Origin of the sequence: Empedobacter sp. UBA5036, from assembly GCF_002415215.1 — a bacterium.
In the GTDB taxonomy this organism is placed as follows: domain Bacteria; phylum Bacteroidota; class Bacteroidia; order Flavobacteriales; family Weeksellaceae; genus Empedobacter; species Empedobacter falsenii_B.
In genome coordinates this window covers 41,763-55,224 of record NZ_DICC01000020.1, presented here as the reverse complement: position 1 = coordinate 55,224, position 13,462 = coordinate 41,763, and the positions used below count along the sequence as shown (strand labels likewise).

Genomic DNA, 13,462 nt, shown 5'->3' with positions numbered 1-13,462 from the left:
AAATTAGCCCTTTGAGATGAAACTATATTTATCAACTTATTCTTGTACAGTCCAAGTAAGTTCCTCTATCGCATATCCTTTTTCTTCTGCATACAAAAGAAACTTTTGTTTTGTTTCTTCCGAAATTGTTTTTTGTCGTGATAAAATCCACATATAATCATGACTTTCACCAAAAACCAAAGCTGTTTCATAATTAGGATCCATCAACACTACATTATATCCTGAATAAAATGGTCCAAAGAAACTAACTTTTAAAGCTCCTTTCCCCTCTTCTCCGTTCAACTTAACTTTTCCATGAGCTTCTGTCCATTGGTTTTCTTTATCATCAAAACCTCTGTTATGAACTTCTATTACACCTTTCTTATTCAAAAAATAAGTCGCAGTTACATGACTCATATTTTTTTCATATTTGAAATCTAATCGTGCAATTTCATACCACTTTCCCATGTATTGTTGCGGATCAAAATTTTCGACCGCTGTAACATAATCCGGGATTTTAACTTTTCGACAATTCAACCAAGCATAAGTCAACCCTCCCAAACCTGCTAACGCTAAACCTGAGATCATTTTTTTATTTAATTGCTTCATAATTCATTCTTTTTGTGAGAAACTTTATTTATAAATTCAATTGCAATCATTAAGCCAATAACCATATTTGAAAAGGTTTTAATACATTTTCTTGTTTAGTTTTCTTTATAAATGAAATACACAAAACTTTCTAGTACAGTTTTCAATATTTCCTATCTAAAAAATATTTTCAAGAAAAAAGCGAATCAAAAGATTCGCTTGTCATAAATTAAAAATTGTATGTAAAACTTAGATTAAAAGTTCTTCCTCGTCCAGCGTAATAAAACAATTCTGGAACTTTATATGCACTATACAAAACTTGTGATTTTGCACTCCAAATTGTTTGATAATCGGTATTAAAAATATTCTGAACACCTAAATTAATTTTACCGAAAGGTAATTTGTAAGCAATCATTAAATCTGATGTATTGTATGAATCAATCACATTTTCCAAACCATCTGTGTATTTGAAACTTTGTAAAGTTTGAAATCTAAAATTCCAATTATCAAATCCATAACCTGCGTAAGCTGTAAATTTAGAAGGTCCAGAAGTTGAAACGTCTTGTTTTTGCCAATCACCATTTTTCTCCACTTCAGATTTGATTAACAATGTATTTGCTCCAACATAAAATCCTCCGTTCGTGTAAGAAACCTCTGTTTCTACGCCCATATTTCTTAATTTCTGATCAACTACTTCTACCCAAAGATTTAATCCATCACGTTTTAAAGCAATATTTTTATCGGAATTACTGATAAATCCAGAGATTTGTCCTTTAAATCCATTATTTGTTCTGAAACGATAACCAAGTTCAAATTGTCCTGTTTTCACACCAGAAAGAGGAGAATCTTTTACATTGACACTCGAACTTAAATCCCAATTATTGGTTGCAGAATTAAATTTATAATTTCCATATCCATAAAATTTTGATGGATCAGCCAACGAAACTCCTTGTGAATAAGTTGTCCAAACTTGGTTCAATTCATTAATTTTATACAACAAACCAGCATTTAGCATCGTCATATTATAGCTACTTTTTCCGCCTGGAATATAATCGGCGCTGTTTCCATAACCATTTGCGATTTGCAATTGTTGAGTAGAACCAACAAAATCATCCAACTTAATCGAAATATCTTGGTAACGAATTCCTCCCGAAACTTTCAATTGAGGTAAAATATCATACTCAGCTTGCGCATATCCTGCAAAACTTGTAGAATGATTGGTTGGATAACGATCAATTGTTAAAACAGTGTGATTAATCATTCCTCCACTTGATAATGATTTCTGAGAATCAAATACATTTTGTTGACCTTCAAACTTTTCAAAGTCAGCGTCTACACCATATGTTAATTTCAATTTCCCCCAATCTTTTACCAAAACAGCTTTTAGACCCGAATAATACGTATCCTGTTGAGAAGCCGACATATAAGGACTTGTCCCAGAAGGCAACGTTAAATTACCTGGAAATGGGTAAAATCCTAATTTCTCAACACGAGAAGCAAATTGAACATAAACGTCTTGCCCTCCTAAAATATTCGTTCCATTATAACTCAATGTTCCCATTACACGCTCTGTTCCTGGATTTTTATCCGTATCAAAACCATCTCGCATTTCCAAAACAGAAGCATCTCCTTTGGTTAAAACACTAATATTTTCACCTAAATATAAACTACGATCTCCATTATATTTTGAACGATAATATTGCACAGATCCATTGATTTGATGTTTCGGATTGAATTTGTAACCCGCTGTTGCCAACACATCAATAGATTGATTATATTGTAAATCTAATTGCGAAATATCTGCAAATATTTGATCTCCATCTGCATCATAAGCTCCACCATTTTGTTGAAAAGCAACAGCCAAACGTCCCGTAAATTTATCATCTTTGTAACCAATAGATTGAGCAGCGCGCCAATCATGATCATCACTACCTGAAAAACCTGTACGTAAACCAAATTCTGTTTCGCCACTAATTCCATTTTTTAGTGCTTTTTTCGTTACAATATTGACAATACCACCTGTCGCATTTCCGCCATAAATTGCGCTTGCACCAGATAAAACCTCAATTCTTTCAATATTAAATGGATCTATCGCATCCAATTGACGACTTATGTTACGGATACTGTTTAAGGAAACACCGTCTATCATCACTAACATCGAACGTCCACGCATATTCTGACCATAATTTGATCTTCCTTGCGAACCAACATCCATCCCTGGAATCATAATCGCTAAAGCCTCTTTTAATGGAACACCATTTTTAGCTTGTTGCGCAATTTGTTCTTGATTGATCACCCAAACAGTTCCTGCCAAATCAGATATTTTAGTAGGTTTTCTTGAAGCAACTACCACAACATCATTCAAATCTGTGGATATACTATCATTCGTTTGGGCATATGACAGCGAAGCACTCCCAAATAAAATAGTTAAACAGATGATATTTTTTTTCATAGTGTATTTTTAAATAATTTATATTTGCTGCAAATATAATTTTTATTTATTCTAAATTAATTTATTAATGAAAAAATATTTTCTTTTCCTTCACAAATGGTTTGGATTATTTACAGGTATTATTGTTTGTATTGTAGCAATAACTGGAGCTATATTTTGTTTTCAAGATGAAATAAAAGATGCGTTGTTTGATTATAGAAAGGTTGAAATTGTTCATCAACCATTCATAAAACCAAGTGAAATTATCCATGAAGTACGAGACAAAAATCCTAAACATATTGTACTTCGAGTGATGTATATGGATAAAGATCGATCAACGGTTGTGATGACGAAGGATGATAAAAAAGAATCTTACTTTGTATATGTCAATCCATATTCAGGGAAAATCTTACATCAAGAAAATATGAAACAAGATTTTTTCTTGGTGATACAATACATTCATATGAATCTTTTATTGGGTGATATCGGAAAAAATATAATTGGTTTTTCGACTGTTATTTTTATCATGATTATGATAAGTGGATTAATACTTTGGTGGCCCAAAAAGAGAAAACAAGCTAAAAATGGGTTAACGATAAAATACAAAGCAAAATGGAAACGTATCAATTATGATTTGCATAATGTACTGGGATTTTATGCTTTTAGTATTGCATTTATTGTCGCTTTATCAGGTATTGCATTTAGTTTCAAACCTGTTCGCAATTCATATATGCAAATCGTTAATTTTGGAAAATCATTTCCAAATGAAGAAAAAGGATATGTCTATCAGCCTAAAAAAATGTTAGAAGACAATTACACTATTGTTGATTCTGCATATGCTTATAGTTTAAAAAATAGTCCAACAGCTTCTATGTATTGGATTTATTTACCCGTACCCGAAAAAAATCCTTTGGCCATAAGAGCGTATCATAAAAGTTTGCGTTATTATGCGGTTGACGAATACCAATTTGATTCGAAACAATTTCAAGTTTCTAAATTAATGAATGAGAATTTATCAAATGGTAAAAAGTTTGCAAACTCAATGTACGACATCCATACAGGACAAATATTGGGTTTATTTGGCAAAGTATTAGCCTTTACTTCTTCAATAATCGTCGCAAGTTTACCCATTACAGGTTTTATTATTTGGCGAAATAAAAAACGAAAGCAGAAAAGAAAATAATTTTATTCAAACAATTGTTGAATAGATTATAAAATTTATTATTTCTATTAATCATAAGCAATTTTTCAAACCAAATTATTAGGCTAACATCTTAATACATTTTGTAAATTTGTACTTCAAAAATAAGCGAATATGCAAGGACCAATTGGTGTTTTTGACTCTGGTTATGGAGGATTAACCGTTTTCAAAGAAATACAGAAAAAACTTCCGCAATACGATTATATCTATTTAGGTGATAATGCTCGTTGCCCTTATGGAATTCGCTCGTTTGAGACAGTTTATGAATACACCAAAGAATGCGTTTTTAAATTGTTTGATTTGGGATGCAATTTGGTTATACTTGCTTGCAATACAGCCTCTGCAAAGGCTTTACGAACAATTCAGCAAAATGATTTACCCGAAGGCAAAAGAGTTTTGGGTGTTATTCGCCCAACAACAGAATCGATAAATGAATACACAAAGAATAACAAAGTCGGAATTTTAGCTACGCAAGGAACTGTTTTGTCCGAATCGTATAAAATTGAGATGAACAAATTTCATCCAACAATTGATGTTTTTCAATTAGCTTGTCCACTTTGGGTTCCTTTGGTTGAGAATAATGAAATTGATAGCAAAGCTGCGCACGATATTGTAGAAAAAGATATTCAACGCTTATTTGATCAATCATCCGAAATCGATACAATTGTATTGGCTTGCACACATTATCCGCTTCTTCTTCCTGTGATTTCGCAATATGTACTAGAAAATGTAACAATTCTTTCGCAAGGAGAATTGGTCGCGAATAAATTAACTGACTATTTACATCGCCATCCCGAAGTAGAAACACAATGCTCAAAAAATGGACATCTTACATTTTATACGACAGATGATGCGAAAAGTTTTGAAGCAAATACGACAATTTTTTATGGTCAGAAAATTACTGCTTCACATTTAGATGTTTAAAATATTTTTCCAGAAAATATACCAATAAAAAACCGAGCTAATGCTCGGTTTTTTTATTATGCTTTTGGACAAATTATGAAACTGCTTCTACATTCAGAATTTCATATTTTTTTGAGCCATCATTTGCTGGCCATTCAATTACATCACCAATTTTATAACCAATTGTTGCTAAACCTTCGTCCATTAAAATAGAATGACGATTCTTTTTCGGTTTTGCCTTTTCTGGGCTAACAAAATTTAATTGATATTCTTGATTTGAATTTAATTCTTTTATTGTTACTTTTTTCCCAACAGTCACAATATTATCAGCCAAATCTCTTCTCAAAATTTGTTCTGCATGACGCAATTCTTTTGTTAAGATATTTTCTTGTTCTGCTGTTACTTTTTTTCTTCTTAAATGGTCTTTAATTAAATCGTATAATCCTGTTGTTAAAATAATATTTGTTGTCATTTTGATAAATTCTTAGTTAAACTTTCAATCATTCGAAGAAGATTCTCTAAGACTCAAATATCAAATAACCGAAAATAAAATTCGCTAAAATTTGATACAAATCTCCTTACAGAAAATTGAAAATAATTGATAATTGAAAAAAATAGAAGGTTCCCTGTCTCGAGTCGTAACAGGGATTAGTTGATAAACTCTTTCGAGCTTCTTAAGAAAGTATCATCATGCAAATATGCCAACGACAAAAACAACCACAATTGGTTGTTTCTTCTATAGATGTCAATAAAATTTGCCATGAATTGATTCTAAAATGATTAATTCAAAGTTACGATATCTTTCTCAATCTAAAAAATATAAACCTTTTAAGATTATTTCATTAATGTCATTTCAATAAAAAGAAACTTGAATTCAATTTCTGAAAAAACTGATAATCTTCATTTTCAAAATAAATAAAAACTGTCTAATTTTATAAAAATTTTAAGGAATTGAAATCTTACCTTTTCATACTAACTGTTGTTCTAATAACTTGTAGACCATTGCTACCTGTTATTGACTATTTGGTAAATTATGATAAGATTTCTAACGAATATTGTGTTAATATAGAGCGTCCAGAATTATTGTGTAATGGAGTTTGTTATCTGAAAGAACAAATTTCCAAGACTGTTAATGATGAACAAAATGATGATAATAAAATTCAAGTTTCTTTGCGTGCAATTGATTATTTTATTTATCAACCTACCTTCGAAATTAACACATTTACCTTCATAAAATCTATTGAAAAAATTTCGACTATCGAATTAGCTTTCGAAACTCAATATCAATTAGATCAACAACTTCAGCCTCCTATTTGATAAATAATTCTTGTTTATCAAATTATTATCTCATTAACATTTAATCAAGTTGACATTTCATATAAGATTTGTCAAAAGTTTCAATTGTTTATTGATTGCATTGTTCGTGCTTTTAATTGGTTTTCGATCACTAATTCCTTTTACTGTATTCATTAGTACTCAGGAGAAGATTATTGATGAGTATTGTATCAATAAAGAGCGACCAGAAATGCAATGTAATGGAAAATGTTATTTATCGAAGCAACTAAAAGAAACAGAACAAGAATCTGATTCGGTTTTAGTAAAAAATATTCGATTTGCAGAAATTTTTATACATTTCGAATCCTTAAATATTCCATTTATTCAAGATTTTATTGTAAAAATAAAACATCGATTCTTTTGGCTATCATCCTATTCTATCGATTGGGTTTTTAAATATCTAAAACCTCCAATTGTTTAATTAATAGAACAAATATTCAGTATTGGAGAACAATAATTGTTTTCCAACAGCATTTTTATTCAAAAAAATTAAACAATTATTACAATGAAAACAATCAAATATTTTTTAAACTTATCATTTATCGCATTACTTACTTTATTTACTTCCTGCAACAACGATGATGATTTCTCTGAAATTAAATCAACTGAAACAGGTAAAATTCAATTAAAGTTTGAAAATGGATTTGATAATTTGGGAGGAATTGTTCTAGATCAAACAACACAAACCTCATCAAACGGACAAAAACATAAATTAACAACATTAAAATATATCATTTCTAACATCACATTAATTGACGAAAAAGGAAATGAATTTGATTATCATAAAAACGATCCAGACAAAGGCGCTTTTGTTATTAATCAAGATTCTGCAATAGCTAATGTCGTTTATTTAAATTTGGATAATATTCCTCAAAATAAATATACAAAAGTACGTTTTGGACTTGGTGTATCTCAGAAAGCTTATTTATTAGGCCAGACTGGACAAGCTACTTTTTGGGAAAAAGCAAAGAAAAATGGAATGACTTGGTCTTGGGCTGCTGGTTATGTTTTCTTTAAAATAGAAGGTTTTTATGGGAAAACTACTACTGACACTTTCTTCTTAACTCATACTGGAAATATGGGAGATATTAACAAAAATAATGTTCAAGATTTATATAGAGAAGTAACATTAGATTTACCTACATCTGCACGGGTAACTTCTAAGATTAAGCCATCTATTCATATTATGGCAAATTTGAACACTTATTTAAGTGGTGATCATAAATTGATATTAGATGAGTCGAACAATAACATTATGGGATCTTCCAACTTTGCACAATTGGTAACAGAAAATATACAAAATATGTTTCGAGTTGATCATGTACATAACGACGAAAAAAATCAATAAAGTTTATAGCGGTGTTTTATAAACACCGCATAATTCTACAAACAATGAATAAAATAATAACAATTATATTCAGTTTATTCATCTTGCTAAGTTGTAACGATGATGATATTGATTATGGACAGATCGTTGATGAACCTTATCAATTAGAAATTCCTTCTTATTTTCCTAAAATAACATTTGATACAGATAAATATCCGTTAACTAAGAATGGTGTTGAGTTAGGAAAAAAACTATTTTATGAAGGTCGATTATCTAGAAATAATACTATTTCATGTGCTTTTTGCCATATTCAAGAAAATGCCTTTACTCACCACGGACATCCTGTTAGTCATGGAATTGATGATCGATTAGGAATTCGAAATGCTCCTCCTATTCAAAATTTAGCTTTTCTAAATCGATTTATGTGGGATGGCGTTATTCATGATTTAGCTCAACAACCAATTTCTCCTATTACAGCTGAAGAAGAAATGGATACAACTTTTCCCGAAATTATTAAGAAATTATCATCAGATTCTTCTTATCGAAAAATGTTTAAAAATGCTTTTGGAGATGATAAAATAGATGCAAATCGTATTCTCAGCGCATTAGGACAGTTTATGGCTTCAGTTGTATCAAAAGATTCTAAATATGATCAATATTTAAGGAAAGAGGCAGATTTAAACGAAACCGAAAAAAAAGGTTTACAACTTTTTCAACAGAAATGTTCAAGCTGTCATAAAGGAACACTTTTTACAGATGAGTCTTTTCGAAATACAGGAATGTATTATAATAAACAATACAAAGATGGAGGTTTATATCGTGTCACATTAGATTCGACTGACTTTATGAAGTTTAGAGTTCCAAGTTTAAGAAATATTGAAATGACCAAACCTTATATGCACGATGGTCGATTCTATAGTTTAGAAGCTGTTTTGAATTTTTATTCAGAAGGTGTACAAAATGATAAATATTTGGATTCTCAACTCAAACAAAATAATCGAATTGGAATTCCTATGACAGAAGAAGAAAAAAAGGCAATTATCTCTTTTCTAAAAACATTAACTGATTACTCATTTATTAATAACCCTGCTTATGCAGAATTTTAAATCTATTCAAATGAAATTATATATCAATTTATTTTTCGTTATATTATTTACTCCCATTTCATTATTTGCACATACTGATAATGATTCTATTGTAATCTCTCATTTATATGATTTAGAATTAGATTGTGATGCTTGTGGTTGTTCAGCAACTTCAACCTCAAATGGAATTGAAAATCTTATAAATTCAAATTTCGTTGGTATTCGTTACCTTCATCAATCTTATAAAGCTAAAGAAGATGCTTTTTCTAATAAAAGAACACAAAAACAACAATTCAACACCATTCAATTATGGGCAAGAATTCCAATAAATAATAGAATTGACATCAATGCTAGCATTCCTTACCATTTTCATAATAAAGAAGGTAAAAACTCTTCTTCTATTTCTGGTATTGGAGATTTAAATATGATGGGAATAGTTAAAGTTATTAAATCAAATACAAATTCTAACGAGCTAAAACATGGATTAAGTGCTGCAATAGGTTTAAAAATTCCAATCGCAAAATTTAATCAAGCAAATGCTGAAACAACCAATCCTAGTTTTCAATTAGGTACAGGAAGTTGGGATACTCAGTTTGCAATAAATTACCAATTAGCTTATAAGAATTCGACTTTACAATTAGTAACAGACTACAACTTGAAAGGAGAGAATAAGAAGAAATACAAATTTGGAGATCAATGGAATCAATTAATTCAATTACAACACCTTTTCATTAACAATGAATTAAAATTACTTGGAAAAGTCGGTTTTCAAAACGAATTTTATTATAAAAATGAACAATTTGGGGAGACGATTCCAAAATCTAAGGGAAAAGCTCAATTTGCGAAATTAGGATTAGAAGCAGCTGCTCGAAAGTTTAATTTTGGTATAGAATATTTTCAACCCATACTTTCTGATTTAAATTCGGGAGAAATCGAAGTAAAAAACAGAATAGGTTTCTTTTTTAATTACAATTTATTTCAATCTAAAAATCAATAACAATGAAAAAAATAGTAACATTAACATTCTTCATCATCTCTTTTTCAATTTTTGCTCAACAAAAACTAAAAGTAAAAGTTGTAAACGAGAAAGATCCTATTTGTGGAATGAATACCGCACAATTCTTAACAGATACCGCAATTTATCAAAAGAAAATTTATGGTTTTTGTAGTAAAAGCTGTAAAGTTGAATTCAAAAAAAATCCAAAAAAATACATGAAGAAAAAGTAAGAGTAAGAAAATAATTTGACAGTAGTTGTACTTGATTCTAAGAAGAATTATTAAGTAACTACTGTCATTTTTATTTAAAATTGTTACTGCTTGAGTAGTACGAGCTCTACTTCTACATTCGAATTTGATGTCAACATTTTTAAAATATTTTAAAAAAACATATTATTTCACTAATGATTTTTGATTCAATTTCCAATCAGCAATTCCTCCACTATAGTTTTCAACTTCAAAACCTTTCGATTCCAAAAAACTTTGTGCAATCGTTGCTCGATCTCCAGCTTGACAATGCAAGACAATTTTTTTAGTTGGATCTAATTCATTGTATCTTTTTGGTAAATAACCGACAAAAATATGCTTCGCTCCTTCGATATGACCTTCTTTAAATTCTGTTTCCCCTCTAACATCTAAAATCTGAACCTCATCATTTCCAATGTAATTTTCCATTGTATCTGCGTCGATAAAAATAGAAGATTCTAAAGAACTAAAATTACTCAACATATCTGTTGAAGTAATATAACCATAAACATTATCCAAACCAATTCGCATCAATTTTCGTGTCATTTCTTCTACTTCATCCTCTTCTACAATCAACACAATTGGTTCTTGATAATTTACCATCCAACCCATCCAAGTATTGAATGTTTTATTGTTTTGAATATTTAATGTTCCTGGTAAATGGATTTGAGAAAAATCTGTTTTGATACGCGCATCAATCACTTTCATTCCAAAATCTTTCGCTTTTTCAAATTCGATGTATGTTAATTTAGCCCATTTCGGAACTTCGATCAACAAAGGACGTTTTGTTTTATTCAGCTTTTTCATCATTGCAAAATAAGCTGGTGCTTCGGGTTGATCTGCCAATAAATAATCAACAAATCCTTTTTCATTCGAATCAAATTGCAACGCCCAATTTCTGATTTTCTCATAACCAACCGTCGTACTTGCTACAGCACCCAAAGCTTTTCCGCAAGCAGAACCTGCTCCATGTGCTGGCCAAACTTGTAGATAATCTGGCAATGCTTGAAATTTTTTCAACGATTCAAACATCTGCTTCGCTCCTACTTCTTTAGTACCAATTAATCCAGCAGCTTCTTCTAATAAATCTGGACGACCAATATCTCCTACAAAAACAAAATCTCCAGTAAAAATCATAACCGGTTCTTTCGTCGCAGGCGTATCTGTTAATAAGAAACTAATACTTTCTGGCGTGTGACCTGGTGTATGCATCACCTCAAAAATTAGATTTCCAACTTCTATTTTATCGCCATTTTTTAATCCGATATGTTCAAAATCGTATTGCCAATCTTCACCTCCTTCATCAGACAAATACATCTTTGCTCCTGTTACATAAGCTAACTCTTGGCTACCAGAAAGATAATCAGCATGAATATGTGTTTCTGCAATATGCGTAATTTTCAGCTTATTTTCTTCTGCTATTTTTAAGTATATATCAATATCTCTTTTTGGATCGATTACAATTGCTTCTCCTTTTGCTTGACAACCTACAAGGTAACTTGAATGTGCCAATGACTTTTCAAAAATGTGTTGAAAAAACATATGATATTTTTATGGTTTAACCTTTTCTAATTTGTTAAGCAAAGTTAAGTTGCTAAAAAAAAATCGACAGTAACCAATGTTACAGACTTAAAATAGAAAGAATAAAGATTTTAAAAATAATTTAAAACCAAAACCAAAGATAAAATGGAGATAAAAATCCAAAGTAAAATTCCGTATGATAAGGTTTTAAAACCTGCTTGTTTGATGGATTGTATGTTAATCAACGAGCCAATCATAAATAAAGCAACAACCATTTATTGTTTCGAAATTCCTTGTAAAATGTGATAAACTTTTTCGCCTTGAGGAAAATTAGTAGCGATAAGCATTGTTGCAATAAAACCAATAATAAAATAAGGAAATTTGTAAGAAGAGTTCTCTTTTTTGTTGAAATAACCAATTAATAAAGCCAATGGAAAAATCCATAATGTTCGGCTCAATTTTACAGTAGTTGCAACTTCTAAAGCTTGTTCACCGTATTGTTTGGCTGCACCGACAACAGAACTTGTATCGTGAATTGCAATTGCCGACCACAAACCAAATTGATATTGCGATAACTGAAAATAATGTCCAATAAACGGAAAAATCATTAATGCAATCGCATTCAACACAAACACAACTGCCATAGCAATGGTAATTTGATTCGCTTTTAGTTGTAAAACCGAAGAAATTGTGGCAATGGCACTTCCTCCACAAATAGCAGTTCCTGAAGTAATCAGCAGCGATGTATTCTTGTTGATTTTTAATAATCGGTAGAATACAAATCCTAATGTAAAAACACTTAACACAGAAATAAAAGTGAGAAAAAATCCATCTTTACTTACCGAAACTGCCTCGTGAAGATTCAAACCTAACCCTAAACTAATGATTGCAATATTCAATAATTTCTTTGAATATCGCTTTGAAATTTCCCCAAATTCATTCTGAAAAATTAAACCATAACCAATCCCTAAAAGTAACGCCACAGACGACTCTACAAAAGGAAAAAAAGTAAATAGCAACAATCCAAAATAAACTATACGGGCAATCATTTGTTTTATGAAATACAAAAACAAAAGTAATTGACCGTATCAAAATAGATTGTAACATTTGTTACAAATGAGATTATTTTTAGAAAAATTTTCTACTATAAGTTGTTTCAAATAAAAAAAGGAAGCTCAAAAACTGAGCTTCCTTTGTATATATTTTTTTAAATAATTTCTTACTTAATCGTGATTTCGTTTCGGTTTAGTTGAAGAAAACCTTCTTTTTCTAACGCTTTCAACAAACGAGAAATAACAACACGAGAAGTATTGAGCTCGTAAGCGATTTCTTGATGCGTTTTTACCACAACTTTGCCTTTGTTGATACTTGCGACATCCAACAGATATTTTTTCAAACGTTCGTTCATATCATTGAAAGCTAAATTGTCAATTGCTACCAACATTTCCTCCATTCTATTATTGTAACTATCAAAAATGAAACGTCTCCACGATGGATATTTTGCCAACCATTCGTCCATTTTTACAATCGGAATCATCACCAATTCTCCATCAGTTTCAGCAACAGCACGTATTTTACTCTGTTTATCACCTAAACAACAAGCCATCGTCATGGCACATGTATCACCTTTTTCGAGAAAATACAACAATAGTTCTCCTTCATCAAAATCTTCGCGCATAATCTTGATTGCACCACTCAAAAGAATTGGCATTCCTTTGATAAATTGGTTCAAATCAATCATTACATCATTCGCTTTGAAATCAACCAAAGATCCTAATTCATCAATTTCATTCAATAATTCATCTTCAAATTGATATGGATAAGTTGCTTCTATTTTCTCTTTTATCATG

The 13,462-nt window shown here is 30.5% G+C and carries 14 protein-coding genes; 8 read left to right on the top strand and 6 right to left on the bottom strand.

The genetic code is table 11. The annotated features are described in order from the left end of the window. Positions 1-36: 36 nt before the first annotated feature. Both B4J88_RS03535 and B4J88_RS03530 read right to left on the bottom strand, forming a co-directional pair. On the bottom strand, positions 37-588 hold the full coding sequence (locus B4J88_RS03535; RefSeq protein WP_038334090.1) for a lipocalin family protein: 552 nt from the start codon (positions 586-588) through the stop codon (positions 37-39). A 208-nt stretch (positions 589-796) separates the two neighbouring features. Continuing rightward, a complete protein-coding gene (locus B4J88_RS03530; protein WP_291066411.1) occupies positions 797-3,019 on the bottom strand; it encodes a TonB-dependent receptor in 2,223 nt (740 codons plus the stop codon). A 67-nt stretch (positions 3,020-3,086) separates the two neighbouring features. On the opposite strand from B4J88_RS03530, the gene B4J88_RS03525 reads away from it, so the two are divergent. Then, positions 3,087-4,181 carry a PepSY-associated TM helix domain-containing protein gene (locus tag B4J88_RS03525; protein ID WP_291066409.1) on the top strand — a complete coding sequence of 365 codons (1,095 nt, stop codon included), beginning with the start codon at positions 3,087-3,089 and terminating at the stop codon, positions 4,179-4,181. 132 nt (positions 4,182-4,313) lie between these two features. Continuing rightward, positions 4,314-5,123 carry a glutamate racemase gene (gene murI, locus B4J88_RS03520; RefSeq protein WP_038334087.1) on the top strand — a complete coding sequence of 270 codons (810 nt, stop codon included), beginning with the start codon at positions 4,314-4,316 and terminating at the stop codon, positions 5,121-5,123. 73 nt (positions 5,124-5,196) lie between these two features. Here the strand turns inward: murI and B4J88_RS03515 are convergent, their stop codons facing one another. After that, a complete protein-coding gene (locus B4J88_RS03515; protein WP_125350614.1) occupies positions 5,197-5,574 on the bottom strand; it encodes a GreA/GreB family elongation factor in 378 nt (125 codons plus the stop codon). A gap of 530 nt (positions 5,575-6,104) precedes the next feature. Between B4J88_RS03515 and B4J88_RS03510 the strand changes: the two genes are divergently transcribed. From B4J88_RS03510 to B4J88_RS03485, 6 genes are all read left to right on the top strand, one after another. After that, a complete protein-coding gene (locus B4J88_RS03510; RefSeq protein ID WP_219034535.1) occupies positions 6,105-6,419 on the top strand; it encodes a hypothetical protein in 315 nt (104 codons plus the stop codon). A 208-nt stretch (positions 6,420-6,627) separates the two neighbouring features. Beyond that, on the top strand, positions 6,628-6,858 hold the full coding sequence (locus B4J88_RS03505; protein WP_291047165.1) for a hypothetical protein: 231 nt from the start codon (positions 6,628-6,630) through the stop codon (positions 6,856-6,858). A gap of 84 nt (positions 6,859-6,942) precedes the next feature. Beyond that, positions 6,943-7,785 carry an MbnP family protein gene (locus B4J88_RS03500; RefSeq protein ID WP_280046164.1) on the top strand — a complete coding sequence of 281 codons (843 nt, stop codon included), beginning with the start codon at positions 6,943-6,945 and terminating at the stop codon, positions 7,783-7,785. Between the two features lie 44 nt (positions 7,786-7,829). Continuing rightward, on the top strand, positions 7,830-8,870 hold the full coding sequence (locus B4J88_RS03495) for a cytochrome-c peroxidase (protein WP_291066406.1): 1,041 nt from the start codon (positions 7,830-7,832) through the stop codon (positions 8,868-8,870). A gap of 10 nt (positions 8,871-8,880) precedes the next feature. Further along, positions 8,881-9,846 carry a hypothetical protein gene (locus B4J88_RS03490; protein WP_280049722.1) on the top strand — a complete coding sequence of 322 codons (966 nt, stop codon included), beginning with the start codon at positions 8,881-8,883 and terminating at the stop codon, positions 9,844-9,846. Positions 9,847-9,848: 2 nt separating this feature from the next. Then, entirely contained in the window at positions 9,849-10,076 is a 228-nt protein-coding gene (locus B4J88_RS03485) for a YHS domain-containing protein (protein WP_114999320.1), read from the top strand. A 162-nt stretch (positions 10,077-10,238) separates the two neighbouring features. Here the strand turns inward: B4J88_RS03485 and B4J88_RS03480 are convergent, their stop codons facing one another. The 3 genes from B4J88_RS03480 to B4J88_RS03470 all read right to left on the bottom strand — a co-directional run bounded on the left by B4J88_RS03480 (position 10,239) and on the right by B4J88_RS03470 (position 13,461). Further along, positions 10,239-11,633 carry an MBL fold metallo-hydrolase gene (locus tag B4J88_RS03480; RefSeq protein WP_291066404.1) on the bottom strand — a complete coding sequence of 465 codons (1,395 nt, stop codon included), beginning with the start codon at positions 11,631-11,633 and terminating at the stop codon, positions 10,239-10,241. Positions 11,634-11,887: 254 nt separating this feature from the next. Further along, entirely contained in the window at positions 11,888-12,661 is a 774-nt protein-coding gene (locus B4J88_RS03475; RefSeq protein WP_291066402.1) for a YeiH family protein, read from the bottom strand. A gap of 170 nt (positions 12,662-12,831) precedes the next feature. Next, positions 12,832-13,461: a Crp/Fnr family transcriptional regulator gene (locus B4J88_RS03470; RefSeq protein ID WP_291066400.1), complete on the bottom strand. Its 630-nt coding sequence runs from the start codon at positions 13,459-13,461 to the stop codon at positions 12,832-12,834. Between the last annotated feature and the right edge of the window lies 1 nt (position 13,462).

Coding starts and splice junctions, on each gene's coding strand:
- B4J88_RS03485 (WP_114999320.1), top strand. CDS start 9,849: ATGAAAAAAATAGTAACATTAACATTCTTCATCATCTCTTTTTCAATT.
- B4J88_RS03505 (WP_291047165.1), top strand. CDS start 6,628: ATGCAATGTAATGGAAAATGTTATTTATCGAAGCAACTAAAAGAAACA.
- B4J88_RS03500 (WP_280046164.1), top strand. CDS start 6,943: ATGAAAACAATCAAATATTTTTTAAACTTATCATTTATCGCATTACTT.
- murI (WP_038334087.1), top strand. CDS start 4,314: ATGCAAGGACCAATTGGTGTTTTTGACTCTGGTTATGGAGGATTAACC.
- B4J88_RS03530 (WP_291066411.1), bottom strand. CDS start 3,019: ATGAAAAAAAATATCATCTGTTTAACTATTTTATTTGGGAGTGCTTCG.
- B4J88_RS03535 (WP_038334090.1), bottom strand. CDS start 588: ATGAAGCAATTAAATAAAAAAATGATCTCAGGTTTAGCGTTAGCAGGT.
- B4J88_RS03525 (WP_291066409.1), top strand. CDS start 3,087: ATGAAAAAATATTTTCTTTTCCTTCACAAATGGTTTGGATTATTTACA.
- B4J88_RS03470 (WP_291066400.1), bottom strand. CDS start 13,461: ATGATAAAAGAGAAAATAGAAGCAACTTATCCATATCAATTTGAAGAT.
- B4J88_RS03475 (WP_291066402.1), bottom strand. CDS start 12,661: ATGATTGCCCGTATAGTTTATTTTGGATTGTTGCTATTTACTTTTTTT.
- B4J88_RS03515 (WP_125350614.1), bottom strand. CDS start 5,574: ATGACAACAAATATTATTTTAACAACAGGATTATACGATTTAATTAAA.
- B4J88_RS03495 (WP_291066406.1), top strand. CDS start 7,830: ATGAATAAAATAATAACAATTATATTCAGTTTATTCATCTTGCTAAGT.
- B4J88_RS03490 (WP_280049722.1), top strand. CDS start 8,881: ATGAAATTATATATCAATTTATTTTTCGTTATATTATTTACTCCCATT.
- B4J88_RS03480 (WP_291066404.1), bottom strand. CDS start 11,633: ATGTTTTTTCAACACATTTTTGAAAAGTCATTGGCACATTCAAGTTAC.